This is a genomic window from Pseudomonas fluorescens group sp. PF-69, assembly GCF_054481235.1.
On record NZ_JBTMNC010000001.1, the window covers coordinates 4,870,782 to 4,893,169 of the forward strand.

The following is a 22,388-nucleotide window of genomic DNA, read 5'->3' on the forward strand; positions in this document are numbered from 1 at the left end:
CTTGAGGGGAGCAGAGGTAATTTGCGCTCCATTCTGTGAGGCCCGCGTGAAAAGCATGTCGCTGAAATGGAAAAGCCCGACATTTGGTCGGGCTATTTGTGAATGGGCCAAATCCCTTTGGCTGCCTGTATTGTGCGGGGTAGGCGTGACGAAGGCGTTACAGGGCAGATGCGAAAAGCCCGGCGCTGGGCCGGGCTATGGGTTTCTATCGATAAGCTTGTGCGTTCCGATATTTCGCATGACTGCTTTGTCGGACACCAACTCAAAACTAATTTTGTGAGAGTTGTTGCCCGTGAAGTGGATGGTATAGATGTCAGGCCTTCGATAACCTTTTAGCTTTTCTAGCTTTAGGTATCCTGGCTGAGGGTTCCGTTTCAGATCCTTCAATGCCTGCTTAGCCAATGCCTTGATATCGTCGGGCAGCTTAGCGAGTGCTTTTTTGAATCGTTCAGGCACTTCAAGAGAGCGAATTATTAGATTCACAGATTATCGAAAAGGTCATCAATGTCTTTGTCAGTGGTCAGCAAAGTTGCTTCATGATGACCGTCCATGTCAGCGTTGTGCTCAAGAATGCCCCAGCGGAGCTTTTCTATGGCAGCGTTGTAGTTCAAAACAGAATCAATAGCTTGCGCATAGGCGTCATCGACCCCATCGTCAGAGCGCAATTCAGGAGCGGCTTTTGCGTACGCAAGGCGCTTCTCAAGATCGGCATGGATTTTTGCCAGGATATCTTGGGACTGCTCAAGAGATGGAATTATCTCGTCTTCTGTGAAAACGCAATTTTTTGCAACGAGGACTTGAGCGATTAGACTATGAATAGCTTCATTGAACGCGTCCATTTGGCGGCGCATAAGCACTAATGCTTCAATAGTGCCATCGATCAAGCGCAGAAGATCTAGCGATCTTACTGCCTCGCTTCTCAGGTAGTCACTCATGCGCTCCATGCGATCATTTTGAGTGATGCCGTGCATTTTTGCCTCCGTCATCCATCATTCAAGCCCCAAGAGTAGGGCTGGGCAGCGATTATGGTCGCAGCTATTACTATGTCAAGCCCAACGAAACGACTATAGGTCAGACGTCAGGGGTTTGCACTGGTTCAACCATGCTATCGGCTGATCGGCAGGATTGTTGAAATCAATTGCAATCCCCTCCCTTCGTTCTGGCGATCCTTCCCGCCTTCACCTCTTCCGCATAACTGGCCAGCTTATCCTCTGCGTCAGGAAACCCCGAGGTGATCGTCAGTATTTCCCGCGCGTCACTCTCAAGCCCTGCCTCGGACAGCCATACAGCCATCTTCATCAGATCGACACCGGACCACCTGAGCAGGGCGGCGACCTCTTTCAGGTCGTGGCGCAGCTGTTGGTTCGGTTTGGTGAGGGCCATGCTGACCTCAGGCTATCGACTCAGGATTTTTGGCGGAGATTTCCACTGATCGGGCGTTAAGTCTTTCTTCGCCAGCTTTGAAAATGGTGATCAGGTGATGGATGGCCTGGGCATCGATCTCATTACCGGCAAGGCTCAGCCGCTCAGCAATACGCTTTAGCTCCACCGCCGACCACTTCAGATCGGAGGCGATACCCTGGAGATCGCGCTTTAGGTCTTGCTCTGGTTTGTTGAGCCCCATCATCGCCCCATACAAATTCACGTCACACAATCAGGCGTCATCCTGCCGCAGCGATTTTCAGCGCTACAGCAGCCCCAATAAGCCTGTGTACCTGAGCCAAGATGACAGAGGCCAGATCATCATTTCCGGCTGCTTTAAGAGTGTCGACTATGTCGAGCAGCCTCTCTATCTCGGCCTCGATGACGCGAATGGATTCGCCTATGCGGTAACGGAGTGAATGCGCCATCCTGGTCAATCCTTAAGCCAGACCGGTTACAGGTTCTCTCTGGACTAGATGATGCGACTACTCGGTTACCTTCAGCACCTGCCGAATTCCGGCAAGATCGATATCGCTGATCTTATCCTCTTTTCCGCACACGCTGAACTCAACGAGCTTTGCACTAGCCAATCTTTCAAGCGTGGGGCGATCTGCCCTCATATCAAATCGCTCGGTCGTGGCAGATCCTGCCATTTCGTGGGAGTACTCGAACTTGAGATCGGAGGCTGGCTCGCCGTCGATCAGCCAATTGATATGGTGGCAATCAAGAAATTGCCATCTCTCTGCCCAGGTTAGGAGGCTCAAACCGTACGCGTATGGCTTTTCGTAACCCTTAGGATAGAAGGCATACGAAGAGAATCCCCAGCCTTCAGACTGAGCTGGTAGCGAATTCCATCTAACACTCCGGTTACCGGTGAACCGATCAGTTTTGTCCAGTAGTGCACCTGCCTGCGCATTGAGAGCAAAGACCAGCGCACACGCAGCCGAAAAATAGCGAGAGATCATAGGTCATCCCTGAAGCAGAAAATCAGTTGGCTCGCGCTTAAAACTTTTGAAGGGCTCGCACGACGACGCCTACGATTCGGCAATCTTCGGTAAAAGGTTCGATTCGCCAAGCCGGGTTCAACGGCTTCAGGAAGAGCTTCCCACCATCGTTGACCAGCTTCTTGAACGTGGCCTCATTGCTGTCAGGCAGTTTGGCGATCACCAGCTTGCCGGGGGCTGCTTCTGCTTCTGTATCGACCAGAATCAGCGTTCCTTCAGTAATGCTCTGCCCGACAGGTGAAGTCATCGAATCGCCTTTGACCTCAAGCCAGAAGGCCGGGCCTTTTGAGTCGTATTCAGAAAATTCGTAGCGATCCGAGAAGCCGGCAGGATAAGGCTCTACTGCCTCCGCCCAGGCGCCGGCGGCGACCCAACTGATTACCGGGTAGCGGTAGGACTCAGTTTGCTGGTGGGTTTCGCTGACGTTTGATTCGGACGAATCCGAAATCCCGTCAGTCATTTGGCCGATGTTATCGGACAGCCAAATTGCACTGACTCCGCAGGCGTCAGCAATCTTTACCACATGTGCAGTGGCCTTCGATTTTCCACGCTCAAGATCAGAAATAGACGTCTGGGTTATGCCCGCGCGCGCGGCCAGTTCTATCTGATTGAGCTTAGCGTGCCGCCTTGCGGTTTTTAGTCGGTCTTTAAATTCCATCGACCAAGTATTACGGGTGCTCCCATATCCTTGCAAATCGGTATTCCCATAACCTAATATATGGGTATTCCCGTATGGAGGGGCGATATGAACACTATTTTCCAGGACCTCGTCACCTTCTTCGGGACGCAGGAAGCCACCGCCGAGAAGCTCAAGGTTGATCAAAGCACCGTCTCTGGGTGGGTTCGCGGAAAGCACGGAATGTCCCCGGTTGTGGCAAAGCGGGCGGAAGGCCTGACGCATGGCGAATTCAAGAAAGAAACCCTTTGCCCGTCGTTTCCCTGGGCGGAGATGGCGGCTTAGCGCTTAGCGACGCTGTTGCCCGCTCAAACCCTCGCAGCTCTTCACAACCAAGCCGACCCCGTAACGGACCGGCAACCCTTTCAAACGCAGGCCAAAGCCTGAGTTGAGACGACAAGGGCAAGGTGGAAGCCAAGGCGACCACCAAGCAGCAAAGGGCGGCTACTTCGCCTTGTAATTCGGAAGAGTCGGTCATGGATGCGTCCTTGATCGTTAGTGGCGATTTGGCATGAACCCAGAATACGAGTGAGAGAACCCTATGCAAACGTCCAGTCCAAGACACAGCGCACAAACCCGCGACCAGGTGCTGGTCGCGCACGCGGCAAACCAGATCGCTCGCACCAACCTGAGTCAGGACGATTTTGCTCAGGCGCTGAGCCGCGAACTGCATCTGTCTTGCCCAGAGAAGGCGATCGCCAAAGAGGTGCCTAACTTCTCCGCTCTCACCGAGCAGAACGATGTTGGCGAATTCGTGAAGGCTACCGGCCGCTGGCTGAAGCGTGTGCAGCGTTGGCTTTCAGGAGATCAGGACATGCCGTCCTGGCTGGAGGAGTCGTGGGTTGGCGCCCTGGAGCCTGAGTTCCGCGACCACTGCATTAACGAGCTCGCCAGCCGTCACGGCCTGATCGGTGCTCGCCAGATGCAGAGTGAGCAATGCGCGAACAAAAGCTTCGGCGCGCTGATCCGCGCCCTTGGCGATGTGATCGACACCGGTAGCGAAGTGTTCGACGACCAGGTGATGTGCGAAGAGGACCTTCCGCACCTGCCGGCGTTCGCTGAGCAATGCCGTCAGGTTGAAGCGCGGGCAGGGGAGTTGGGTCGTAAGGCGGAAGCCTTGCTCGTGAAGCATCGCCCAGCTTTGAAATCCATCGCCTGAATCCAAGGCACAAAAAAGCCGGGATTGCGCCCCGGCTAATTCATTACCACTTGATGAGGCCGATTATGCAGAGCCAACCCAATTCAAGCAATACCCCGACCAATGTCGCGACACGTTTTGCTAATTCTGAAAACGTGTCGCGGATTAAACCGGTGACGCCTTTCGACTTCCACGGCTTCCCTGTGCGCGTCATCGATGACGGCCACGGCGAGCCTTGGTTTATTGCAAAGGACATCGCCGAGGCCTTGGGCTACGCGAACACCTCGAAGGAGATCAACGCTCACTGCAAGGCCATCAACACCTGCCATACCGAAATGGGAGGTCAGGTCCGCGCGGTGCAGATCATCCCGGAGCGTGACATGTACCGGTTGGTGATGAAGTCGAAGCTTCCGGCTGCTGAGCAGTTCGAAGAGTGGGTAGTGGGGCAGGTCCTGCCGACCATCCGCAAGACCGGTGCCTACACGGCCCAGCCAACCAACAACTCCAAGATCGTCGGCGAGCTGGCCATCCTCGAATGCTTCGACCGCCTGCTGAAGCCGGCGCCGTCGAGCAAGATGCTGATGCTGGCCAAGATCGCCGCGAACAACGGCCTCGATGCCAAATTCCTTCCTGGCTACGCCGTCGATGCCGCACCCGATGCCACCGGTGGCAGCTCCATGCCGACCAAGGCCATCACTGCCCTGATCAAAGACCACGGCATCGCCAGCACGGCGGCCGCCTTCAATCGCGCACTGGCCGCCAAGGGCTTCCTCAAGCAGCTCCAGCGCAAGAACTCCAAGCAGGTGATGGTCGACTTCTGGTGTGTGACCGACAAGGGCATGACCTACGGCAAGAACCTCACCAACCCTCAATCCCCTCGCGAGACGCAGCCTCACTGGTACGTCGATCGTTTCCTCGAACTGGCCGCACTGGTCGGGAAGGCCTGATATGAGCATGGGCCTTATGGTCGCCGCGATGAAGCTGCGCGTCGGAAATCCATTGCGCAAGCTGGTGCTGATCAAGCTCGCAGACAACGCGAGCGACGTAGGCGAGTGCTGGCCGTCCTACCAGCACATCGCCGACCAGTGTGAGATCAGCAAGCGCTCCGTCATGAACCACATCGCCGCCTTGTGTGAGGCTGGACTGTTGCGTAAGGAAATTCGGAAGGGTGGCCCGAAGGGTAACTCGTCGAATGTGTACTTCCTGACCCTCGATGGTGGTGCACCTCCTGCACCAGGGGTAGTGCAACAGATTCACCCGGGTAGTGCAGCAGGTTCACCCCCTAGTGAATCTCCTGCACCAGGGGGTAGTGCAGCAGTTGCACCCAGAACCAGTCATTCTCTTGAACCAGTCATGGAACCGGTCATTGAACCAACTGCGCCCCCGGCTCCCGCCGAGGTCGTGCCGGCTCAGGGTCGCAGCTTGGTGCTGGTGGTTGATCGCTCAGACGCTCCACGGGTTGAGATCCCCGCCGACATGCCGGGCCCCAAGGACCAGACCTGCAAAACCTTCAAGGTCTGGGCGAACTACGCCATGGCCTACCGCAAGCGCTACAGCACATGGCCAGTGTGGAATGCCAAGGTCGGCGGCCAACTCGGCCAGTTGGTCGACCGTCTCGGCGCTGACGTCGCCCACCACGTTGCAGCCCACTTCCTGAAAACCAGTGATGCCGCCGTCATACGCAAGTGCCACAGCCTCAACGAGCTGCTGGCGAACGCTGAGAGCTACCACACCCAATGGGTAACCGGTCAGCGCGTCAACGGAACCACCGCCCGCCAGATGGAGCGCACCGAAGCGAATCTGTCCGCAGCGGAGCAGGCCGCCCAAATGGTCTTGGCCAAGCGCCAGGCAGGAGAGCGCAATGAATACCTCTGAAATGAACGACCAGCAGGTTGCTGGGTTGGCTGCGGCGATCTGTGCCACGGCCGAGGCCATGGGCCAGGAGATGAGCCCAGGCACTGCGGCAATGATGGCCGAGGACTTGTGCGCTTACTCGGTGTCTGTCGTCAAATCCGCGCTGAAGGCCTGCCGCTTCGAGGTGAAGGGCAAGCTGGCGATGGCTGACATCCTGCAGCGTGTTCAGGCAGCCGACGGTCGCCCGGGCAAGGACGAGGCATGGTCCATCGCCCTGACTGCCAGCGACGAATCTGAAACCGTGATTATGACCGCCGAGATCCAGCAAGCCATGACCGCCGCACAACCAGTCTTGGCGCTGGGTGACAAGGTCGGTGCGCGGATGGCGTTCATGAGCGCTTACGAGCGACTGGTGACCAGGGCTCGCGCCGAAGCAGCTCCGACAACCTGGAGTGTTTCCCTTGGATTCGACCCGGTCCGTCGCGTTACGGCCATCGAGTCGGCCGTTCGCATGCAGCTGATCAGTCAGCAGGCCGGCACCCAGTACCTGGCTGACTTGCGCATCGTACCGATCACCGTCGACGGCCAGGCCATTGCCGGACTGCTCACTGGCTCATCCGCTCAACCATCCGCAAGCCTGCGCTCCCGCTGGCAGCAAATCAGGGATGACCTGCAGGCGCACCGCCGACGCAAAGACATTCAAAACCGCTGGGATGCACGTTCAGAGCGCCGGCGTTTCGCCTCGCGCAAGGCTGAACAGCTGAAAGCGGCAGAACAACTGGCCCGCAAGGAGAGCCTGTGATGAACGAGTCCCGCCAGCAACAAATCCTCGCCGGTCAGTCCTCAATCGCACAGAAGATCTTCGCCTACGTCCCGATCCAAACGAGCTGGAGCAACCACGAGATCCACGGCGCCGTATCGACGGCCAAGGCCACCGGCGCATCGCCCTACGCAATTCGTCGCGCCCTGGGTGAACTCAAGGAGGCCGGCCTAATCCGCGAGCCGGTCGGCGGAAAGTTTCAGCGTGACGCAGCAACCCCAAAACCAAAGAAGGAGCCAGTCATGACCCAGGCAGCCAAGCCGACCGTTGTTTCGATGAAGAAGTCCGAAGGTGCCCTGGATGTTTTGGCCGCGCTCTCGGGTGAGGTGGTCAGCCTCTCCGATGAGTTCAGCAAGCGAATGAAGGCGCTCGCAGGTCGCATTGAGGAAGTGGCGCTGTCGGTCGAGGCTGAGCGCGAGACCAATGCAGTCGCCGTGGGCAAGCTGAAGCAGTTGCAAGAGTTGCTGAAGGGGATCTCGCAATGATTCCTAAATCAGCAATGACACTGGTCTGCACTCTGGCTGGTTTTGGCATCGGCGTGTTCTGCGTCCTGATCACAGTGGCGGTGAACCATGGCTGAACTCGCATTGATCCGCACCGCCCAAGGCTTGGTGCCAGCCACCGAAGCTGACCGCGAACTGGTCCAGAAGTGGAAGGCTGGCCAGGTCATTCACGGCAAGTTCACTCGCATGCGCAACGGCAAGTTTCACGGCAAGTTCTTTTCGATGCTTGATCTGGCATGGGAGTACTGGGAGCCGGTTGGCGGCCTCATCCCGCGCCAGGAGATGCGCGGCATTCAGGGGCTGGCCAAGTTCTTCGAGGCGCAGAGCGGCAAGCCGGGGCAGCTGTCTCATGCCGTCGCGGCTTACGTCGCCGGTCTGGAGACTGCCCGCGCCGAACGCTTCCCAGCGGTAGACAAGAGCCGTGAAGCCTTCCGCGAATGGGTGACGATCGAGGCCGGCCACTTCCACCTGGTGCACACGCCGGAAGGTATCCGCAAAGAGGCCAAGTCGATCAGTTGGGCAAATATGGACGATACGGCCTTCGAGCCACTTTACCGCGACGTGTTTAACGCCTGCTGGCGGTTGGTGCTGTCTGCGCATTTTGATCGTGAGGCAGAGGCGTTGTCTGCTGCTGATCAGATGGGGAGCTATGCATGAGACTCGCCCTCAAGGAAGCCAAGGCAAAGAAGTGCCGGAATCCGGCCTGCGGGGCAAGCTTCAAGCCGTCATTCTCCACCGCGCAAAAGGTGTGCAGCTGGGCATGTGGCTTGGCCATCAAGGACGTGAATCAGGAGAAGGCGCGCAAGTCGCTGGCCCAGATCGAACGCCGCGAGATCAAGGTCCGCAAGGAGAAGCTGAAGAGTAGGGCGGATCACCTAAAGGACACGCAGATCGCCTTTAACGCTTGGGTTCGCGACCGGGACGCCGAGTTGCCGTGCATCAGCTGCGGCCGGCATCACCAGGGCAAGTACGACGCAGGACACTACAGGACGGTGGGGAGTAACCCGGCCTTGCGCTTTGAGCCGCTCAACTGCCATCGCCAATGCTCGCCCTGCAATACCCAGCTATCCGGAAACATCGTGAACTACCGCATCGAGTTGGTGAAGCGAATCGGCGCTGAGGCGGTCGAGTGGCTGGAAGGGCCACACGAGGCGAAGCGCTACACCATCGAAGATTTGAAGGCGATGACCGCCGAATACCGGGCCAAGACCCGAGAACTGAAAAAGGGGCAGGCAGCATGAAATTGATCAACGCACGTCAAGCATGGACAGACGCACAGCATGAGTCGAACGCCTCAATCAGTGCGGCAGCGGCTGACCGGGCAAAATCCGCGACTGTCGTCCGGAAGGAGAAGGCCGCGCTTCGAGAAATCATCTTTGCCGCCCAGGGCGAGGACAAGGAAGAACGCATCATGGCTGTGCGCCAGAAGATCCACATTGCCGAGACGCGCCGCACGCCTATTGGACGTTCGACACATCGAGCCGCTCATCTGGTGACCATGGGGAAGGTGCAGAAGGCAATCGAGTCGCTGCCATTTCAGGTGCAGCAGCTGGGGCACTACCTCTACCACCCGTGCATGACCGTCGTGCACATGCTCAACGCCGAAAAGCTGATTTGGTCGGATACGGACTTTAGCTCGCTCACCGACGCGAAGGCGGCGAAGGTGCATTGCCTGATCACCTGCGCGCTTCAGTCCTACAAGGCCGAGGCGAGCGGGGGTGATGCGTGGGGCCCAGCGCGAGTGTCCGACGCCATGATGAAGTTGTATGGGATCGCTATCCAGCCCAAGCATTGGGATCGCGACTGGCTCGACATCTGGAATTTCCTGCGAAAAGCTATCGAGGAAGTGGATATTCAGGCACAACAACCGGTGTGGCAGGTTATTCACGCAGAAAATTCAGAGGATGCGGCATAAAGGTATTGCTATGGTGGGGAATTTGATGTACTTTTCCCACACTGCGCAACTTACCTCCAGCGCACGACAACTTCGAAACCCGGCCACCGCGCCGGGTTTTTTTATGCCTCGAATTTACCTGTAGCCAGGACAGCCTTCGGGAAGGCCTGGACGTCGATAGCCGGATAGTGCGACGTACGGAATCAACACCGGCAGCCCGCGCACCCTGACCTCAAACTTGCTTTCGGGGTGGCGCGAGACTGGATCAGCGAGATCGATGCAATGGGGCGTCGACGTTGAGAAGGTCTTTGGCAGACAGCTCGGAAAGACGAGCGCACCTATTCAGGGCCTCTGCATTCGCTGGGGCTTTTTCGTTTCCGGAGATCAAGATGAAAAGTGAATACCGCGAACTGATTGAGTCGATAGTCGGTAAAAAGCAGAAGCTTGCAGAGGCGAAACGCATGCAGTCCGATGCAAAGGCTCAGTTGATGAAAGTGGATGGATATGTGTCATTTAATGAAGCCAGCCTGAATGAATCGGAAGCCAGGCTGGCTGAACTTGAAACCCTGATTTTTGGTTAAAACCCTAAGCACTTCCCTAGGGTGTGCTCATACATGTCAGGGCCACGAAAGGCCTTCTCTTTCTTATCAAGGTCAATCACAACCATTTGATCCCAAGCCTCGACAAAGTCAGTGCGGAGATAAAGCGTGTCGCAGATTTCCTGGGCTGTTCCAGTTGCGGTAATGGCATAAAAAGACGACGTCTCCTCCCATCTATCCGTAGAAATCTCTTTGACTTTCTCTACAAATGAGTCGTAGCGCTTTTGATAGCTACCCGTGTCCTTTATGCGGAAAGTGATAATGAAGTGCCCCATGGTTCCATCCCTTTTGTTGCGATTGTAGGAATTTCGACGATAGCACGGAGCCATACGCCCGCCACCGAGCGGGCTTTTTTATTCCTGACTCCCTTACGGGGAGGAACCGAGATGCCAAACATGCCAGACAAACCAGACACATGGGCGATAGCGCTTGCGTGGTTGAGCCAGCATTCGCCGATCCTCTATGCGGCTGCGCTGTCCTGCGCCATGGCCGTGTTGCGGATTACTTACGGTGGCGGTACTCGTCGCCAGATGCTGGTGGAGGGCGCCATCTGCGGCGGCCTCACACTGACCATCATCAGCGGACTGGACTTCTTCGGCCTGCCCCAGAGCATGGCTACCTTCGCCGGCGGCTGGGTTGGTTTCCTGGGCGTGGAGAAGATCCGCAACATCGCTGACCGGGTGACTGACTTCAAGTTGCCGAGCCGGAAGACAGAGTAAGTCGCGACACGTTTCGCGAATCAGCAAATTGTGTCGCGACACTGGAGAGAGAAATGACCCAAGAGTACATCGGTACCAAACAGATCACCGGCTGGCCTGCCATTAAAGATGGCGTTGAAGGCTATGGCGTGAAGTACGAGGACGGCTACACCAGTTGGAGCCCGAAGGACGTTTTCGAAAAGGCGTACATCGGGATCGGCCAGGTAAAGGAGCTTCCTCCGCATGTGCAACGGATGATTGGTGAGAAGGCGCAGAACGATGACCGTCTTGCCAAGCTGAACGCCTTCATCAAAGCCCCAGGCTTCCGTGAGTTGAGCGCCAAGTCGCAAGAGTTGCTGACGACTCAGGCCGGAGCAATGACCGAGCTGTCCGAGATTCTGGCTGAGCGTATCGCTCTCTGAGGTGATGCATGGGTAACGTAACCCGCCTTCGCCACGCTCTCCCGATGAGCCAGGACATCAACAAGACCCTGACGGAACTGGATAGCGCGATCGCAAAGGCCATCGCCGCCGCCAAGGCTGCCGGACTTCCACAGGGCCTGATCGTCGCCGAGCTGCACGGGCACGCCCACGCACAGACCCACAGCATGGTGAAGGCATGACTGCAAAGCTCGTTGAGTTCAAGCGGGAGGATTGGCGCGACGCCGCCAAGACCCTGCGCAAGATCGCAGATGACCTCGATGCCGGTGTGCATCCGGAATGCACTGTAGGCGCGCTGACCCTCATGGGGCCGAAAGGCGAAGTGACGGTGTTCGGTCTGGGTCCTAAGTGCGACGACCTGCAGTGCCTGGGTGCAATGCGCCTGGGTGAGCAGAAGCTAATTGATGTGCTGCTTGGTCAAGACGATTGATCATTGTATTTGCTCGGTTTGCCCCCATGATTAGCTCTCTAATCAAGGAGTAACACAATGAGCGATTTTGCAGTAGGTAAGACAGCGCGGCTTAAATGCGGCGGGCCACTCATGAGTATTGGTGCCATTTCTGGCACCGTCGGGGATGAGGATGGCGTCATGGTTAAGTGCGATTGGACGGATAAAACCGACAAACCCCAATCAGTAATCTACCGACTAGAGCAGCTTGAGTTGGACGACGGTTCTGTAGAGGGTTTTTTCTCGATTTGATGGATGTATGGATATGACTCTGAAGCAACCCGACTGGGAGGCAATCGAACGTGCCTACCGGGCCGGGTTGCTTTCAGTTCGCGCGATAGGTGAGTCGCATGGTGTAAACCACGCCACCATCCTGAAGCGAGCAAAGAAAGAAGATTGGAAGCGGGACCTGACTGATCAGGTTCGTGCGGCAACCAAGCAGAAAGTAACCACGGCGGTAACCACCAAAAGTAACCAGTCGAAAGTGGTTACCGATGCCGAGATTATCGAAGAGGCGTCCGACCAGGCTGCGGCCGTTATTCTGGCTCATCGTTCGGGACTGGCTCAGTGGCGCGGCATTGCCGATAAGCTCAGCACTGTACTCGCGGGCATGGAAGTGAACCCGGACAACGCCGGCGACTTCGCCCGCTCCTTGAACGCTGGTGTTGATGCTCAGCTCAAGGTCATCAAGGGTGAGCGCCAGGCCTACAACCTCGACACTGAGACCGGTGACAAGACAGTCAGCGACCTAGCTGCACTGATGGACGAACTATCGAAGGAAGCCTGACATGAAGCCCGAGCACTTGAAGCTGCTCAGGGATCGGTTCTGGCGCCTGAACAATCTCTACTGGATCACCGACAAGAACGGCAAGAAAGTCCGCTTCCGCATGACGCAGGAGCAGATCGACTACTTCCAGGGCATGCACACCAGAAACATCATCCTCAAGGCGAGGCAGCTGGGCTTCACTACGCTGGTCTGTATCGTCCAGCTGGATGCTGCGCTGTTCGAGGCTGCTAAGTGCGCGCTGATCGCTCACACCCTGACGGACGCCAAGCGCCTGTTCCGGGAGAAGGTCAAGTACGCCTACGACAATTTGCCCAAGGAGATCAGGGCAGTTAACCCGGCACGCAATGACGCTGCCGGAGAGTTGGTGTTCAGTAAGGGCGGCTCGCTCTATGTCTCGACCTCATTCCGCGGCGGCACGCTGCGTTACCTGCACGTTTCCGAGTTCGGGAAGATCTGCGCTAAATTCCCGCACAAGGCGCGGGAGATCGTCACCGGCGCCTTTGAAGCAGTGGCCGCTGAATGCTTCGTCACCATCGAGTCGACAGCAGAAGGTCGGGCCGGATATTTCTTCGACTACAGCCAGTCTGCAGAGAAGCAGCAAATGGCCGGCGTGCCCCTGGGCCTGCTGGACTGGAAGTTCTTTTTCTTCAGCTGGTGGCGCAACCCGCTGTACTGGCTGGATTCGACCGACGTCGTCATCCCGGACCGGCTGACCAAGTACTTCGATGACCTGGCCGCCAAGCACCGCATCGTCACAAACCCAGGCCAGCGCGCCTGGTATAGCGCCAAGGAAAAAACCCTCGGCGAAGACATGAAACGCGAATACCCATCGATACCTGCCGAAGCATTCCAACAGACGATCGAGGGTGCCTACTACGCCAAGCAGTTCACCAAGCTGTATGCGGCCCAGCGTATCGGCAAGCTGCCAGACAACAGTCACTTGCCGGTTCACACGTTCTGGGACATCGGTGTCGGCGACTCCACGGCAATCTGGTTCGTCCGGATCGTTGGCGACGAATACCACGTCATCGACTTCTACCAGAACAGCGGGGAAGGCCTGCGGCACTACATGAAGGTGCTTAAGGATCGAGGTTACACCTACGCCGAGCACTGGGGCCCCCACGACATCGATAACCGCGAATTCGGCAGCGATGGCAAGACCCGCCGAGAGCTCGCCCGAGAGGGCTACGAGATCGACGGTCAGCGCTACTCGATGACGTTCCAGGTGGTGCCGAAGCTCGGTATCGACGAAGGCATCGAGCAGGCCCGCGAGATACTTCCTAAATGCGCTTTCGACGAAGCCAAGTGCGAGGAAGGCATCACCGCCTTGGAGAGTTACCGCAAGGAGTGGGACGACAAGCGTGGGTGCTGGAAGGACAAACCCCTTCACGATTGGTCGTCTCACCCGGCCGATGCATTCCGGTACTTCGCTGTCGCCCAGAGCGCAAGGAAGCCGGTCAAATCAATCAAAATGGGATTCGCACGCTAATGGCAGACGTCACCTACACCCGCCCGGAATACGACGCGGCACAGTCCCGTTGGCGGCTGGTGCGCGACGTGTGCAAGGGATCCGAAACGGTCAAAGCTCGCGGCGACGTTTATTTGCCAAAGCCTAATCCGCACGATATCAGCCAAGAGAACGTCGAGCGGTACAAGGGTTACAAGCAGCGTGCCGTGTTCTACAACGCCACCGGCCGGACGAAGCACAGCCTAGTGGGCGCGGTGTTCCGCACCTGGCCAACGCTGACCGTCCCCCGCGCTCTCGACTACGTATCGAAGGACATCGACGGGCAGGGCGTCAGTATTTACCAGCAGTCCCAATCGGTTATCGGGCATTTGCTCGAAGTCGGGCGTCACGGGCTCCTGGTGGACTACGCCGCCGTCAAGGCCGGCACCGTGAGTAAGGCCGACGAGCAAGCAGGCCGTGCTCGGGCGAGTGTTGCCAGCTACCCGGCCGAGTCCATCAGGAACTGGAAGACTCGCAAGGTTGGGGGGCAGCACCTGCTGAGCCTGGTTGTCTTGCGCGAAGAGGTGGACATCGACACCGATGACGGCTTCGGCAGTGAGCGGGTTGTGCAATATCGAGTGCTGCGCCTGGACGACGCCGGTCTTTACACGCAGGAGGTCTGGCAAGAGGGCAGCAGTGAGACGGCAATGATCATTCCGCCTTTCACGCCATTGAATGGCCTTGGGCAGCCTTGGAAGTTGATCCCTTTCCAGTTCCTGGGCAGCGAGAACAACGACACCAGCATCGACGATTCGCCGCTGTACGACATGGCCGTACTCAACATCGGCCACTATTGCAACAGTGCGGACTACGAGGACTCGGTGTGGTTCTCCGGACAGCCACAATTCTGGATATCCGGGCTTGATGAAGCCTGGCGCGATCACTTGGAAGCGAACGGTATCTATGTTGGCTCTCGGGCGCCCCTGACGCTCCCGGCCAACGGTTCGTGCGGCTTTGCTCAGCCTGAACCGAACACTCTCGTCAAGGAGGCCATGGACGCCAAGAAAGAGGACATGGTGTCGCTCGGCGCCCGGCTGATCGAACGGGGTAGCGCGGTGAAGACCGCGACCCAGGCTGACAACGACAGCGCCGCCGAACACAGCGTCTTGTCGTTGGTGGTGAGCAACGTCAGCGAGGCCTACAGCCAGTGCCTGATCTGGATGGCCGAGTTTGTGAATGCTCCGGGCGAAACCCTCTACAAACTCAATCAGGACTTCAGTCAGATCACCCTGGACGCGACGATCCTTTCCGCACTGTTCAATGCAGTGCAGGGCGGCAAGCTGCCGGCGGGCGACTTCTGGCAGTACCTGCGCGATCGCGGGGTTATCGATCCAGAAAAGACCGACGACCAGATCCGCGATGAACTGGAAACCGAGAATCCCGGTCCCGACCTGGATGACGACGAGGTAATCCCGAATGGCGGCAAACCAAGCGATCCTTGATGCCACGATTCGGCATGCCGTGTTCCTCGAGCAACTGAAGTCGGGAGAGGTCGCGAAGTTCGGGCCTTTCCTCAAGGAGATCGACCGCTCGATTCGTGAGCGGCTGACCCGGGCAGATCTGACGGATTACACCGTCGCTCGGTTGGAGCGGCTGCTAAGCGAAGTCGATAGCCTGCTGCTAGGCATCTTTGACCGGTACAGCGAGAAGCTGAACCTCGACTTGGTGGATATCGCCAACTACGAGGCCGAGTTTGAAGCGACCAGCCTGACCCGGGCGGCACCGGTGGGCGTCACCTTCGACGCGGCGGTGCCAGGCGCTGCTGCAATCAGGGCGGCGATCCTCACCAATCCGCTCAGCGTGCGCGGCGCCGACGGCGGGAAGCTGCTCAAGTCGTTCATTGATGGCTTTACTAGCGCCGAGCGGCAACGCCTCACAGGCGCGATCAGACAGGGCTTCTTCGAAGGCCAGACCAACTTCCAGATCATCAAGAACATTCGCGGCACTAAGGCGCTCCAGTACAACGACGGAATCCTGGCTACGACCAACCGCAACGCTGGCGCGATCGTGCGGACGGCGGTGCAGCACGTCGCCACCCAGGCACGCATGGAGACGCTGAAAGCGAACTCCGATGTCGTGCCGTCGGTGGAGTGGGTCAGCACCTTGGATTCGAAGACAACCAGCCAGTGCCGCACGCTCGATAAGCGCCGGTTCAAGCTGACCGAGGGGCCGAGGCCGCCGATCCACATCAACTGTCGCTCGACGGTGGTGGCGGTGACGCGCTTCAACGCCTTGTTCGCCAAGGACGCTACGCGGGCTTCCATCGGTGACAGCGGCGCTCAGCAGGTGAGGGCAGACCTCAGCTACTACGACTGGCTCAAGCAACAGCCGGCGGCGTTTCAGGATAGGGCTATCGGCCCGGTCCGGGCGAAGCTGTTCCGTGAAGGCGGACTGAGCATTGAGCGATTTGCCGAGCTGCAGCTTGATCGCAACTTTTCACCTCTGACTCTCGTCCAGATGAAGGCTCTTGAGCCTCTAGCGTTTGAGCAGGCCGGGCTACTTTGAAACTAAAGTGTTCCCTTAATTGTTGAGGGGCATTAGATTCAATCTGCACTTCAGACAGGCAGGAGAGTCACATGGAAGCAGAGAAGCCAAAGGCATCACCGGAGAAGTTGGCGAAGGTTGTTCAAGCATATTGCTGCATTGATCAGCAGTGGCTGGGGGATGGCGAGATCTATCCACTTGTTGAAGAAATGGCTAAAGCTTGGAGCGGTTTCTTTCTGGACACTTTTCGACTCGTGTTCAGCCGCACGCAAGTCAAATCAGCTAAATACGGTCAATTGGTGGAAATTGTCTCTCTGCCATACGCAGCAGGGCTTGAAGACAGCCCGGAAATTGTGAAGGAACTCTGCGCCAAATACGGATATGCGCTTCTAATAGCAGGGGCGTGGCGACCAGGCATTGAAATTTACTTTGTAGCGCGAAACGTCATGGATCTTAATTCTGCGCTAAAAAAATTTGGCGAGACAGTCCATGTGAGGCTGTAAAGGTCACGCAGTGACTTTCTAAAAATCAGAGTTATTTGAACCCGCCTCGGCGGGTTTTTTTATGCCCGCAGGCAGGGCCTGCACCAACGTCTCTGGGAGACAACAAATGCTGAAATTCCAACTGGACAGCCTGGACGGTGTCGATGAATCCGTGCGCGCTCTTTACACCGAGAAAGACGGCAAGTTCGTACTCGGCATTGAAGGTTTGCCACAACCTGAGGATGTTTCGGGCCTGAAGGCAAAGGTCGATGAACTGCTCGGTGAGAAGAAAGCCGCCGAGAAGAAGGCGCGGGAAGCGGAAGAAGCGGCGCGACTTGAGCGTGAAGAACTCGCCCGCAAGTCCGGCAACGTCGAAGAGCTCGAAAAGTCCTGGTCTGAAAAATACAACCGCCGCGAAGCTGAGCTGAACGGCATGTTGGAGCAGGAGCGTGGAACGCTGAGCACTCAGATCCGGGATCTGACTGTAGGCCGTACTGCTACCGATATCGCGTCCGCCTTGGCGATTCCAGGCAGCGCAAAAGCCCTGTTGCCGCACATCGAGCGCCGCCTGAGCGTCGAGCAGCGCGACGGGAAGCCTGTTGTGGTCGTTCTTGACGCACAGGGCAAGCTCTCGGCTGCAACGCTGGATGAGCTGAAAGCAGAATTCGCAAACGACGTGGCGTTCGCGCCATTGATCGCGGGTAGCAAGGCATCGGGTGGCGGGGCCAACGGTGCAGGTGGTGGGGGCGGGGCCCCGAAAGGAAATATCGGCGGCACTAAAACGGAACGCACTGCGGCAATTGCCGACAAGTTTCCAGATCTCCCTCAATCGTAAGGAATAGCTCATGTCCCTGTCTCAAATGCAGGTCTTCAACCAGTACATCATGCCGGCGACACTCGAAACGCTGGATCAGATGACTGCTGCGTTCAACGCTGCCAGCAATGGCGCGATCATCATCTCGGCGGAAGGCTTCACCGGCGATTTCCTCCAAGAGTCGTTTTTCCAGACCTTGGCCGCTGCTCAGCGCCGCGTTGATCGCTACGCCGCCAACGGCGCGGCACCAATCACCGACCTGACCGAACTGAAGAACTCGTCGGTCAAAATCGCTGGCGGCTTCGGCCCGATCCGCTACGAACCTGCTCAGATGAGCTGGCTGCAGCGTCCTACAGTGCAGGGCATTGAGGTCGCCTCGCGCGCCTTCGCCGAAATCCTGCTCAAGGATGAACTGAATACTGCGATCGCGGCGCTGGTGGCAGCGATTACCGCTCAATCGGCAGCTGTGAACGATGTTTCGGCCACGGCGGGTATCACCCAGTCCGGTCTGAACAATGCGCACGCGAAGTTCGGTGATGCGAGCCAATCGCTGGTTGCTCAAGTCATGCAGGGCACCACATGGCACAAGCTGGTCGGCCAGGCCATTGCCAACTCGACCAACCTGTTCGTCGCCGGCAACGTCCGCGTCGTCGATATCCTGGGCAAGGTGACCGTAGTCACCGACGCGCCGGCGCTGATGCAGGCTGGCACTCCAAACAAGGAAATCATCCTGTCTCTGGTGTCCGGCGCTGCGTTGGTGCACGACAACCGCGATCAGGTATCGAACGTTGATACCTCCAACGGCAAAGAGCGCATCGAGACCACTATTCAGGTCGACTACTCCTTCGGTCTGGGCCTGAAGGGTTACACCTGGGATCAAACCAACGGCGGCAAGTCGCCGACCGATGCCGAGATTGCCACCGGCACCAACTGGGACAAGACCGCCACCAGTATCAAGCACACCGCCGGTGTTGCTCTGATCGGTGACGCTTCCAAGTAACCCCATGATGTCCGAACCGGGACGTTTGCCCGGCTTGGCGGAGATGCAATCATGAGCAATAAAATCTGGTACCTGCCTGGTCCGTTCCATCAGTATCTGGAGGACGTGAAAGGCCTGGCGAAGGAGCGCGGCCTCCGAATCATCGACGCGAATGTCACCGAAAGCCGCGAGGGTGAGGCCGATGATGTGCCGGAGGTGACGGTGCGACAGGTTGATTCAGCGCCGGCGCTGCTGATCGCCGACAGCGCGGCTGTTGACGGCGCTGCATTGCAGGAGCTGATCGGCAATTTGAACGCAGAGCGTGACGGCATCGTGCTGCTGATCGACGCCGCCGAGGGTCTGTCGGAGCTGGAGCATCCGGGCGCCGGCGAACTGCCAATCCGCTTGTTCGGTGCGCTGAAAGCGATTCACGAGGGTTTCGAAACCCTCACGAGCGAGCGCGACAACCTGGCGAGCGAGGCCGAATTGCTTCGCGCCGAAGTCTCGCGCCTGCAGGCTGCGGCAGAGCCGGTCGACAATGCCGAAAAGATCGCTGGTCTCAAAGCGAAACTGGACGCCGCCAACGTGACGTATCGGGCGAACGCTTCGGTAGAATCGCTGGAAAAGTCAGTTGCTGACCTGCAGCAGGCGTAATAATCCGGGTGCCCGGCAACGCGGCATCCGATCAAGAACACCACAGCGAGCTGATCATGACTCTCATCATCGAGGACGGTACCGGCAAGCCTGACGCCGAAAGCTACGCATCCGCCGAGGATCTGGCTATGTACGCCGTGAAGTTCGGCGTGACCATCCCGCCAGATGTGCCAGCACAGGAAGCGCTGCTGCGCCGGGCTGCGCTGGCAATGGATGGCATGACGTGGAAAGGGCGCAAGACCAATAGCGAGCAGGCCCTGTCCTGGCCGCGCCGGGAAGTACTGCTGGATCACGAGATCAAGCCCGACAATTACCTGCCGGCGCGCATCCAGTACGGCCAGATGGCCCTGGCCGCGGAGATTCATCAGGACGACATCGACCCGGTGGAGAAGCGCAAAGGGGCAGTGCTGCTTGATCGTGTTGAGGGGGCGGTGACGCGGCAGTATGCAGCGATCCCGAGCACCAGCAATCGCTTGTTGCCAGCGGCGCCGGACCGGCCGAGCGCGACGCAGTTTGCGGATTATCTACATCGTCGGGGATTGTTTGCTGTTCGGTCATGACCTAAAAAGATCATGCTGTGCTCTAAATGATACTTTCTCGCTACTCATTGGTGATGTATTGTGTATGCATAAACCAACGAGAGGCGTCCACATGCTACCTAATCCTAAGCACAAAAGTTTCCCAGAGGCTCTACGTAACGCTCGCAAGGCGGCTGGAATGACTCAGGCGGAGCTTTCTATCGCTGCTGATATTTCGAATGTGATGGCGGGCCGCTATGAGCGTGGCATGCACAGTCCAGAAATGAGCACATGGGCAAAGCTGAACAAAGCGCTGTTCGCTGAGGTAAACGAAAGCGAACTGGAGGCAATCATCCAAGATGATTTCACCGAGATTGCTTTGGGTGAGGCGTCTGTAGAGGAGATTATTGAAGAGCTGAAAAAGCGCGGTTTCGCCAAGGTCACGCTCGCAAGCGAATAACGTTCCCAGTCATTCAAGCCCGCCTTGCGCGGGCTTTTTTTATGAGGTGCTCATGGCCTTCTACGACGAAATGGCCGTGATGGCTCTGGAGATGATCACAGAGTTCGGCCAGCCCGTAACCATCAGAAAGACGGAGCCGGGCGAGTACGATCCTGAGACGGGCGGCGAAGCGCCAGGCGCAACCGTTGAGCAAATTGCCCAGGGTATTCTGCTCGACTTCACCGGTCAGGAATTCCAGAACAACAGCCTCATCAAGCAGGGCGACAAGAAACTGAAGATCGCCGCGCAGGGGTTGGGGTGGGTTCCGGGTCTGCTGAACAAGGTGATCATTCAGGGGCGCACCTGGTCAATTGTGCCGCCGTTGAAAGAGGTGAATCCCGCCGGGACGCCGATCCTCTATGAGCTGCAGGTGCGGTCATGAGCCGGGCAGGCGCCGGCCAGTCCGGCAGCTTCGCCCTTAGCCTGGCTGAGTTCGCCGCTCAGACCAGCGAAGCCATCGACGCCAGTGTGCGCGAGATCATCATCGAGGTCGGCAGCAGCCTGATCCGCATGTCTCCCGTGGGTAACCCGGAGATCTGGGCCGCAAACGTCGCTCACCGTGAGGCGAACACCCGGGCGGCCGACGACTATGACTTCAAAGTCGCGGTCCGCAACACAATCATCAATCTTAATGAATCGAACTTCACCAAAGCTGGCAAGCTGCGAAAGGGTGTGAAGTACGCCAAAACCCTGACAAAGACCGAGCGCGACCAGAACTTCAACGTGAACGGTCTTGTGGCAGGAAAGGATTACGTCGGCGGCCGGTTCCGCGCGAACTGGCACATTTCGCTGGGCGTAGTCGAGAGCGTCACCTTCGACGAGGTTGACCCGAGCGGCGCCGAGACTGTCGCCGCTTTGGTCGCCGCGATGAGCGACTTCACCGCCGGCCAGATCGCCTACATCATCAACAACTTGCCCTATGCGATCCCGCTTGAGTTCGGTCATTCCACGCAGGCCCCTGGCGGCATGGTCCGGGTAACCGTGGCTCGCTTCCAGCAGATCGTGCAGGAGGCCATCAGGAACAATCAGGTATGAGTCACGCACGTGCCCGTCAGGCCATCGAAACGAAGCTGGCTGCATGGTCAGCCGCGCGCCCGATACGAGTGGCCTACTCGAATCAGCCATTCACACCGAATCCATCTGAAACCTATCTCAGGGCTTTCCAGCTTCCAGCCAGCACTACCTGCCGCTATCTCGGTGGGGACGCCTACGAGTACACCGGCGTCTATCAGATCAGCATCGTTTGTCCGTCTGCTCAGGCCATGGCCACCGCAGAGACTCTTGTTGAAGAGCTGACACGCCTTTTCCGCGTAGACACGCCACTTTCCCGCGACGGGTTCGATGGCCTCATCACTGAACCAGTAGATCAGGGCCCAACTATCACAGAGTCGGCGACCTACACGGTCCCGGCCAGCTTCACCTATGTGGGTGTCGCAGACCAACCGCCCGCTGGGGCATAACCTACCGCCGCCAGGCGGGCATCAAAGAGGAAATACACCATGTCCGCACGCTTCCCGCTGCCGAATGGCGCTGTGCTGGAGATCGCCAGCGTTATGGGGCCCGCCGTTGCTTTCACGGCTCTGACCAATGCGAAGCCACCAGTCGCTGCCTCTGTAGGGCACAGCATTGAAAACGGCGATGTCCTGCTGATCAATTCTGGTTGGGCGCTGATCAATGATCGCGCAGTGAAGGCATCTGGCATCGCCGCCGATGCTTTTGCTTTGACTGGTCTCAACACGACCAACACTGACAAATACACCGTCGGCGCAGGCGCTGGCTCTGTGATTCCTGTGTCCGGATGGACGCAAATCTCGAAAGTCACTTCTTTCACCTCCTCCGGCGGCGAGCAGCAGTATCAAACTGTCGGGTACCTGGAAGATGACGATGACAAGCAGTTTCCAACCAACCGCAACCCAACCACGATCACCATCGTGGTAGAGGATCAGCCAACCGCTCAATACGTCGAGACTGTCGAAGGGTTCGACGACACCAAAGAGCTTGCCGTGGTGCGCATGAAGTTGCGGAACGGCGATCAGATCCTGTACCCGGGTTATGTGAGCATCACTCCTGATCCGACCATGGAGCGCAACAACGTAATGACCCGAACCATCAGCATCGGGCTTTCGGCTCGTTCGCTCCGCTATTTGGCCGGCGCATAAGGATTTCCC

36 protein-coding genes are annotated in these 22,388 nt (G+C 57.8%); 29 read left to right on the top strand and 7 right to left on the bottom strand.

The genetic code is table 11. From position 1 onward, the window contains the following. Positions 1-479: 479 nt before the first annotated feature. The 6 genes from ACX3YF_RS23005 to ACX3YF_RS23030 form a co-directional block, all read right to left on the bottom strand. A complete protein-coding gene (locus ACX3YF_RS23005; protein ID WP_458974334.1) occupies positions 480-971 on the bottom strand; it encodes a hypothetical protein in 492 nt (163 codons plus the stop codon). A gap of 163 nt (positions 972-1,134) precedes the next feature. Beyond that, a complete protein-coding gene (locus ACX3YF_RS23010) occupies positions 1,135-1,383 on the bottom strand; it encodes a hypothetical protein (protein ID WP_458974335.1) in 249 nt (82 codons plus the stop codon). 7 nt (positions 1,384-1,390) lie between these two features. Continuing rightward, the gene (locus ACX3YF_RS23015) at positions 1,391-1,624 is read right to left on the bottom strand and encodes a hypothetical protein (protein WP_458974860.1); all 234 of its coding nucleotides are present in this window, start codon (positions 1,622-1,624) and stop codon (positions 1,391-1,393) included. Positions 1,625-1,661: 37 nt separating this feature from the next. Further along, positions 1,662-1,850 (bottom strand): hypothetical protein, encoded by a 189-nt coding sequence (locus ACX3YF_RS23020; protein WP_458974336.1) that lies wholly within the window; start codon positions 1,848-1,850, stop codon positions 1,662-1,664. 57 nt (positions 1,851-1,907) lie between these two features. Beyond that, positions 1,908-2,387: a hypothetical protein gene (locus ACX3YF_RS23025; protein ID WP_458974337.1), complete on the bottom strand. Its 480-nt coding sequence runs from the start codon at positions 2,385-2,387 to the stop codon at positions 1,908-1,910. Between the two features lie 37 nt (positions 2,388-2,424). Further along, on the bottom strand, positions 2,425-3,084 hold the full coding sequence (locus tag ACX3YF_RS23030) for a LexA family protein (protein WP_454838233.1): 660 nt from the start codon (positions 3,082-3,084) through the stop codon (positions 2,425-2,427). Between the two features lie 87 nt (positions 3,085-3,171). On the opposite strand from ACX3YF_RS23030, the gene ACX3YF_RS23035 reads away from it, so the two are divergent. The 10 genes from ACX3YF_RS23035 to ACX3YF_RS23080 all read left to right on the top strand — a co-directional run bounded on the left by ACX3YF_RS23035 (position 3,172) and on the right by ACX3YF_RS23080 (position 9,892). Next, positions 3,172-3,387, top strand: coding sequence for a YdaS family helix-turn-helix protein (locus ACX3YF_RS23035; RefSeq protein ID WP_458974338.1), 216 nt, complete (start codon positions 3,172-3,174; stop codon positions 3,385-3,387). A 256-nt stretch (positions 3,388-3,643) separates the two neighbouring features. After that, positions 3,644-4,261 carry a hypothetical protein gene (locus tag ACX3YF_RS23040; RefSeq protein ID WP_458974339.1) on the top strand — a complete coding sequence of 206 codons (618 nt, stop codon included), beginning with the start codon at positions 3,644-3,646 and terminating at the stop codon, positions 4,259-4,261. A gap of 65 nt (positions 4,262-4,326) precedes the next feature. After that, the gene (locus tag ACX3YF_RS23045) at positions 4,327-5,187 is read left to right on the top strand and encodes a BRO-N domain-containing protein (protein WP_458974340.1); all 861 of its coding nucleotides are present in this window, start codon (positions 4,327-4,329) and stop codon (positions 5,185-5,187) included. 1 nt (position 5,188) lies between these two features. After that, on the top strand, positions 5,189-6,115 hold the full coding sequence (locus ACX3YF_RS23050; protein ID WP_198132195.1) for a helix-turn-helix domain-containing protein: 927 nt from the start codon (positions 5,189-5,191) through the stop codon (positions 6,113-6,115). Further along, positions 6,102-6,896 (top strand): hypothetical protein, encoded by a 795-nt coding sequence (locus ACX3YF_RS23055; protein WP_458974341.1) that lies wholly within the window; start codon positions 6,102-6,104, stop codon positions 6,894-6,896. The genes ACX3YF_RS23050 and ACX3YF_RS23055 overlap by 14 nt, the downstream gene beginning before the upstream one ends. Continuing rightward, positions 6,896-7,399, top strand: coding sequence for a hypothetical protein (locus ACX3YF_RS23060; RefSeq protein ID WP_458960184.1), 504 nt, complete (start codon positions 6,896-6,898; stop codon positions 7,397-7,399). Before ACX3YF_RS23055 ends, ACX3YF_RS23060 begins: the two co-directional genes overlap by 1 nt. Positions 7,400-7,486: 87 nt before the next feature. Then, a complete protein-coding gene (locus ACX3YF_RS23065; protein ID WP_458974342.1) occupies positions 7,487-8,074 on the top strand; it encodes a DUF1367 family protein in 588 nt (195 codons plus the stop codon). Then, positions 8,071-8,658, top strand: a complete 588-nt coding sequence (locus tag ACX3YF_RS23070; protein WP_458974343.1) for a recombination protein NinG — start codon at positions 8,071-8,073, stop codon at positions 8,656-8,658. The genes ACX3YF_RS23065 and ACX3YF_RS23070 overlap by 4 nt, the downstream gene beginning before the upstream one ends. Next, positions 8,655-9,332 (top strand): hypothetical protein, encoded by a 678-nt coding sequence (locus ACX3YF_RS23075; RefSeq protein ID WP_454838225.1) that lies wholly within the window; start codon positions 8,655-8,657, stop codon positions 9,330-9,332. The genes ACX3YF_RS23070 and ACX3YF_RS23075 overlap by 4 nt, the downstream gene beginning before the upstream one ends. Positions 9,333-9,700: 368 nt before the next feature. Next, positions 9,701-9,892: a hypothetical protein gene (locus ACX3YF_RS23080; protein WP_367601092.1), complete on the top strand. Its 192-nt coding sequence runs from the start codon at positions 9,701-9,703 to the stop codon at positions 9,890-9,892. On the opposite strand, the gene ACX3YF_RS23085 is transcribed toward ACX3YF_RS23080, so the two are convergent. Beyond that, entirely contained in the window at positions 9,889-10,185 is a 297-nt protein-coding gene (locus tag ACX3YF_RS23085; RefSeq protein WP_367601093.1) for a hypothetical protein, read from the bottom strand. The genes ACX3YF_RS23080 and ACX3YF_RS23085 overlap by 4 nt on opposite strands. 111 nt (positions 10,186-10,296) lie before the next feature. Between ACX3YF_RS23085 and ACX3YF_RS23090 the strand changes: the two genes are divergently transcribed. The 19 genes from ACX3YF_RS23090 to ACX3YF_RS23180 all read left to right on the top strand — a co-directional run bounded on the left by ACX3YF_RS23090 (position 10,297) and on the right by ACX3YF_RS23180 (position 22,379). Continuing rightward, positions 10,297-10,629, top strand: a complete 333-nt coding sequence (locus tag ACX3YF_RS23090) for a phage holin, lambda family (RefSeq protein ID WP_458974344.1) — start codon at positions 10,297-10,299, stop codon at positions 10,627-10,629. Positions 10,630-10,682: 53 nt separating this feature from the next. After that, entirely contained in the window at positions 10,683-11,030 is a 348-nt protein-coding gene (locus ACX3YF_RS23095) for a crAss001_48 related protein (protein ID WP_458974345.1), read from the top strand. Positions 11,031-11,038: 8 nt separating this feature from the next. Continuing rightward, entirely contained in the window at positions 11,039-11,230 is a 192-nt protein-coding gene (locus ACX3YF_RS23100; protein WP_458974346.1) for a hypothetical protein, read from the top strand. Further along, positions 11,227-11,478, top strand: a complete 252-nt coding sequence (locus ACX3YF_RS23105) for a hypothetical protein (RefSeq protein ID WP_458974347.1) — start codon at positions 11,227-11,229, stop codon at positions 11,476-11,478. Before ACX3YF_RS23100 ends, ACX3YF_RS23105 begins: the two co-directional genes overlap by 4 nt. Positions 11,479-11,535: 57 nt before the next feature. After that, positions 11,536-11,748, top strand: a complete 213-nt coding sequence (locus ACX3YF_RS23110; RefSeq protein ID WP_458974348.1) for a hypothetical protein — start codon at positions 11,536-11,538, stop codon at positions 11,746-11,748. Positions 11,749-11,761: 13 nt separating this feature from the next. Further along, the gene (locus ACX3YF_RS23115; protein WP_458974349.1) at positions 11,762-12,283 is read left to right on the top strand and encodes a hypothetical protein; all 522 of its coding nucleotides are present in this window, start codon (positions 11,762-11,764) and stop codon (positions 12,281-12,283) included. Between the two features lies 1 nt (position 12,284). Beyond that, the gene (locus ACX3YF_RS23120) at positions 12,285-13,772 is read left to right on the top strand and encodes a terminase (protein WP_458974350.1); all 1,488 of its coding nucleotides are present in this window, start codon (positions 12,285-12,287) and stop codon (positions 13,770-13,772) included. Next, positions 13,772-15,232, top strand: coding sequence for a DUF4055 domain-containing protein (locus ACX3YF_RS23125; RefSeq protein WP_458974351.1), 1,461 nt, complete (start codon positions 13,772-13,774; stop codon positions 15,230-15,232). Before ACX3YF_RS23120 ends, ACX3YF_RS23125 begins: the two co-directional genes overlap by 1 nt. Further along, positions 15,207-16,295, top strand: a complete 1,089-nt coding sequence (locus ACX3YF_RS23130) for a minor capsid protein (RefSeq protein ID WP_458974352.1) — start codon at positions 15,207-15,209, stop codon at positions 16,293-16,295. The genes ACX3YF_RS23125 and ACX3YF_RS23130 overlap by 26 nt, the downstream gene beginning before the upstream one ends. Before the next feature lie 71 nt (positions 16,296-16,366). Continuing rightward, on the top strand, positions 16,367-16,777 hold the full coding sequence (locus tag ACX3YF_RS23135) for a hypothetical protein (RefSeq protein WP_458974353.1): 411 nt from the start codon (positions 16,367-16,369) through the stop codon (positions 16,775-16,777). A 106-nt stretch (positions 16,778-16,883) separates the two neighbouring features. Then, entirely contained in the window at positions 16,884-17,591 is a 708-nt protein-coding gene (locus ACX3YF_RS23140; RefSeq protein WP_458974354.1) for a hypothetical protein, read from the top strand. 10 nt (positions 17,592-17,601) lie between these two features. Beyond that, positions 17,602-18,570: a major capsid protein gene (locus tag ACX3YF_RS23145; protein ID WP_458974355.1), complete on the top strand. Its 969-nt coding sequence runs from the start codon at positions 17,602-17,604 to the stop codon at positions 18,568-18,570. A gap of 51 nt (positions 18,571-18,621) precedes the next feature. After that, positions 18,622-19,203, top strand: coding sequence for a hypothetical protein (locus tag ACX3YF_RS23150; protein ID WP_458974356.1), 582 nt, complete (start codon positions 18,622-18,624; stop codon positions 19,201-19,203). A gap of 56 nt (positions 19,204-19,259) precedes the next feature. Continuing rightward, complete coding sequence (locus tag ACX3YF_RS23155; RefSeq protein WP_458974357.1) at positions 19,260-19,763, top strand: DnaT-like ssDNA-binding protein; 504 nt, start codon at positions 19,260-19,262, stop codon at positions 19,761-19,763. 91 nt (positions 19,764-19,854) lie between these two features. Next, entirely contained in the window at positions 19,855-20,181 is a 327-nt protein-coding gene (locus ACX3YF_RS23160; protein ID WP_266020347.1) for a helix-turn-helix domain-containing protein, read from the top strand. Between the two features lie 52 nt (positions 20,182-20,233). After that, positions 20,234-20,602 carry a hypothetical protein gene (locus tag ACX3YF_RS23165; protein ID WP_458974358.1) on the top strand — a complete coding sequence of 123 codons (369 nt, stop codon included), beginning with the start codon at positions 20,234-20,236 and terminating at the stop codon, positions 20,600-20,602. Beyond that, a complete protein-coding gene (locus ACX3YF_RS23170; RefSeq protein ID WP_458974359.1) occupies positions 20,599-21,255 on the top strand; it encodes a hypothetical protein in 657 nt (218 codons plus the stop codon). The genes ACX3YF_RS23165 and ACX3YF_RS23170 overlap by 4 nt, the downstream gene beginning before the upstream one ends. Then, complete coding sequence (locus ACX3YF_RS23175; protein ID WP_458974360.1) at positions 21,252-21,680, top strand: phage tail terminator-like protein; 429 nt, start codon at positions 21,252-21,254, stop codon at positions 21,678-21,680. Before ACX3YF_RS23170 ends, ACX3YF_RS23175 begins: the two co-directional genes overlap by 4 nt. Before the next feature lie 39 nt (positions 21,681-21,719). Beyond that, complete coding sequence (locus ACX3YF_RS23180; protein ID WP_458974361.1) at positions 21,720-22,379, top strand: phage tail protein; 660 nt, start codon at positions 21,720-21,722, stop codon at positions 22,377-22,379. Positions 22,380-22,388: the final 9 nt, after the last annotated feature.

Bases quoted from the DNA above. Each gene is read 5' to 3' on its own strand.
- ACX3YF_RS23115 (WP_458974349.1), top strand. From the start codon at position 11,762: ATGACTCTGAAGCAACCCGACTGGGAGGCAATCGAACGTGCCTACCGG.
- ACX3YF_RS23180 (WP_458974361.1), top strand. From the start codon at position 21,720: ATGTCCGCACGCTTCCCGCTGCCGAATGGCGCTGTGCTGGAGATCGCC.
- ACX3YF_RS23170 (WP_458974359.1), top strand. From the start codon at position 20,599: ATGAGCCGGGCAGGCGCCGGCCAGTCCGGCAGCTTCGCCCTTAGCCTG.
- ACX3YF_RS23100 (WP_458974346.1), top strand. From the start codon at position 11,039: ATGGGTAACGTAACCCGCCTTCGCCACGCTCTCCCGATGAGCCAGGAC.
- ACX3YF_RS23045 (WP_458974340.1), top strand. From the start codon at position 4,327: ATGCAGAGCCAACCCAATTCAAGCAATACCCCGACCAATGTCGCGACA.
- ACX3YF_RS23005 (WP_458974334.1), bottom strand. From the start codon at position 971: ATGCACGGCATCACTCAAAATGATCGCATGGAGCGCATGAGTGACTAC.
- ACX3YF_RS23135 (WP_458974353.1), top strand. From the start codon at position 16,367: ATGGAAGCAGAGAAGCCAAAGGCATCACCGGAGAAGTTGGCGAAGGTT.
- ACX3YF_RS23065 (WP_458974342.1), top strand. From the start codon at position 7,487: ATGGCTGAACTCGCATTGATCCGCACCGCCCAAGGCTTGGTGCCAGCC.
- ACX3YF_RS23165 (WP_458974358.1), top strand. From the start codon at position 20,234: ATGGCCTTCTACGACGAAATGGCCGTGATGGCTCTGGAGATGATCACA.
- ACX3YF_RS23150 (WP_458974356.1), top strand. From the start codon at position 18,622: ATGAGCAATAAAATCTGGTACCTGCCTGGTCCGTTCCATCAGTATCTG.
- ACX3YF_RS23155 (WP_458974357.1), top strand. From the start codon at position 19,260: ATGACTCTCATCATCGAGGACGGTACCGGCAAGCCTGACGCCGAAAGC.
- ACX3YF_RS23125 (WP_458974351.1), top strand. From the start codon at position 13,772: ATGGCAGACGTCACCTACACCCGCCCGGAATACGACGCGGCACAGTCC.
- ACX3YF_RS23010 (WP_458974335.1), bottom strand. From the start codon at position 1,383: ATGGCCCTCACCAAACCGAACCAACAGCTGCGCCACGACCTGAAAGAG.
- ACX3YF_RS23070 (WP_458974343.1), top strand. From the start codon at position 8,071: ATGAGACTCGCCCTCAAGGAAGCCAAGGCAAAGAAGTGCCGGAATCCG.
- ACX3YF_RS23080 (WP_367601092.1), top strand. From the start codon at position 9,701: ATGAAAAGTGAATACCGCGAACTGATTGAGTCGATAGTCGGTAAAAAG.
- ACX3YF_RS23160 (WP_266020347.1), top strand. From the start codon at position 19,855: ATGCTACCTAATCCTAAGCACAAAAGTTTCCCAGAGGCTCTACGTAAC.
- ACX3YF_RS23090 (WP_458974344.1), top strand. From the start codon at position 10,297: ATGCCAAACATGCCAGACAAACCAGACACATGGGCGATAGCGCTTGCG.
- ACX3YF_RS23105 (WP_458974347.1), top strand. From the start codon at position 11,227: ATGACTGCAAAGCTCGTTGAGTTCAAGCGGGAGGATTGGCGCGACGCC.
- ACX3YF_RS23015 (WP_458974860.1), bottom strand. From the start codon at position 1,624: ATGGGGCTCAACAAACCAGAGCAAGACCTAAAGCGCGATCTCCAGGGT.
- ACX3YF_RS23130 (WP_458974352.1), top strand. From the start codon at position 15,207: ATGGCGGCAAACCAAGCGATCCTTGATGCCACGATTCGGCATGCCGTG.
- ACX3YF_RS23040 (WP_458974339.1), top strand. From the start codon at position 3,644: ATGCAAACGTCCAGTCCAAGACACAGCGCACAAACCCGCGACCAGGTG.
- ACX3YF_RS23085 (WP_367601093.1), bottom strand. From the start codon at position 10,185: ATGGGGCACTTCATTATCACTTTCCGCATAAAGGACACGGGTAGCTAT.
- ACX3YF_RS23140 (WP_458974354.1), top strand. From the start codon at position 16,884: ATGCTGAAATTCCAACTGGACAGCCTGGACGGTGTCGATGAATCCGTG.
- ACX3YF_RS23095 (WP_458974345.1), top strand. From the start codon at position 10,683: ATGACCCAAGAGTACATCGGTACCAAACAGATCACCGGCTGGCCTGCC.
- ACX3YF_RS23050 (WP_198132195.1), top strand. From the start codon at position 5,189: ATGAGCATGGGCCTTATGGTCGCCGCGATGAAGCTGCGCGTCGGAAAT.
- ACX3YF_RS23035 (WP_458974338.1), top strand. From the start codon at position 3,172: ATGAACACTATTTTCCAGGACCTCGTCACCTTCTTCGGGACGCAGGAA.
- ACX3YF_RS23110 (WP_458974348.1), top strand. From the start codon at position 11,536: ATGAGCGATTTTGCAGTAGGTAAGACAGCGCGGCTTAAATGCGGCGGG.
- ACX3YF_RS23055 (WP_458974341.1), top strand. From the start codon at position 6,102: ATGAATACCTCTGAAATGAACGACCAGCAGGTTGCTGGGTTGGCTGCG.
- ACX3YF_RS23075 (WP_454838225.1), top strand. From the start codon at position 8,655: ATGAAATTGATCAACGCACGTCAAGCATGGACAGACGCACAGCATGAG.
- ACX3YF_RS23175 (WP_458974360.1), top strand. From the start codon at position 21,252: ATGAGTCACGCACGTGCCCGTCAGGCCATCGAAACGAAGCTGGCTGCA.
- ACX3YF_RS23030 (WP_454838233.1), bottom strand. From the start codon at position 3,084: ATGGAATTTAAAGACCGACTAAAAACCGCAAGGCGGCACGCTAAGCTC.
- ACX3YF_RS23025 (WP_458974337.1), bottom strand. From the start codon at position 2,387: ATGATCTCTCGCTATTTTTCGGCTGCGTGTGCGCTGGTCTTTGCTCTC.
- ACX3YF_RS23020 (WP_458974336.1), bottom strand. From the start codon at position 1,850: ATGGCGCATTCACTCCGTTACCGCATAGGCGAATCCATTCGCGTCATC.
- ACX3YF_RS23145 (WP_458974355.1), top strand. From the start codon at position 17,602: ATGTCCCTGTCTCAAATGCAGGTCTTCAACCAGTACATCATGCCGGCG.
- ACX3YF_RS23120 (WP_458974350.1), top strand. From the start codon at position 12,285: ATGAAGCCCGAGCACTTGAAGCTGCTCAGGGATCGGTTCTGGCGCCTG.
- ACX3YF_RS23060 (WP_458960184.1), top strand. From the start codon at position 6,896: ATGAACGAGTCCCGCCAGCAACAAATCCTCGCCGGTCAGTCCTCAATC.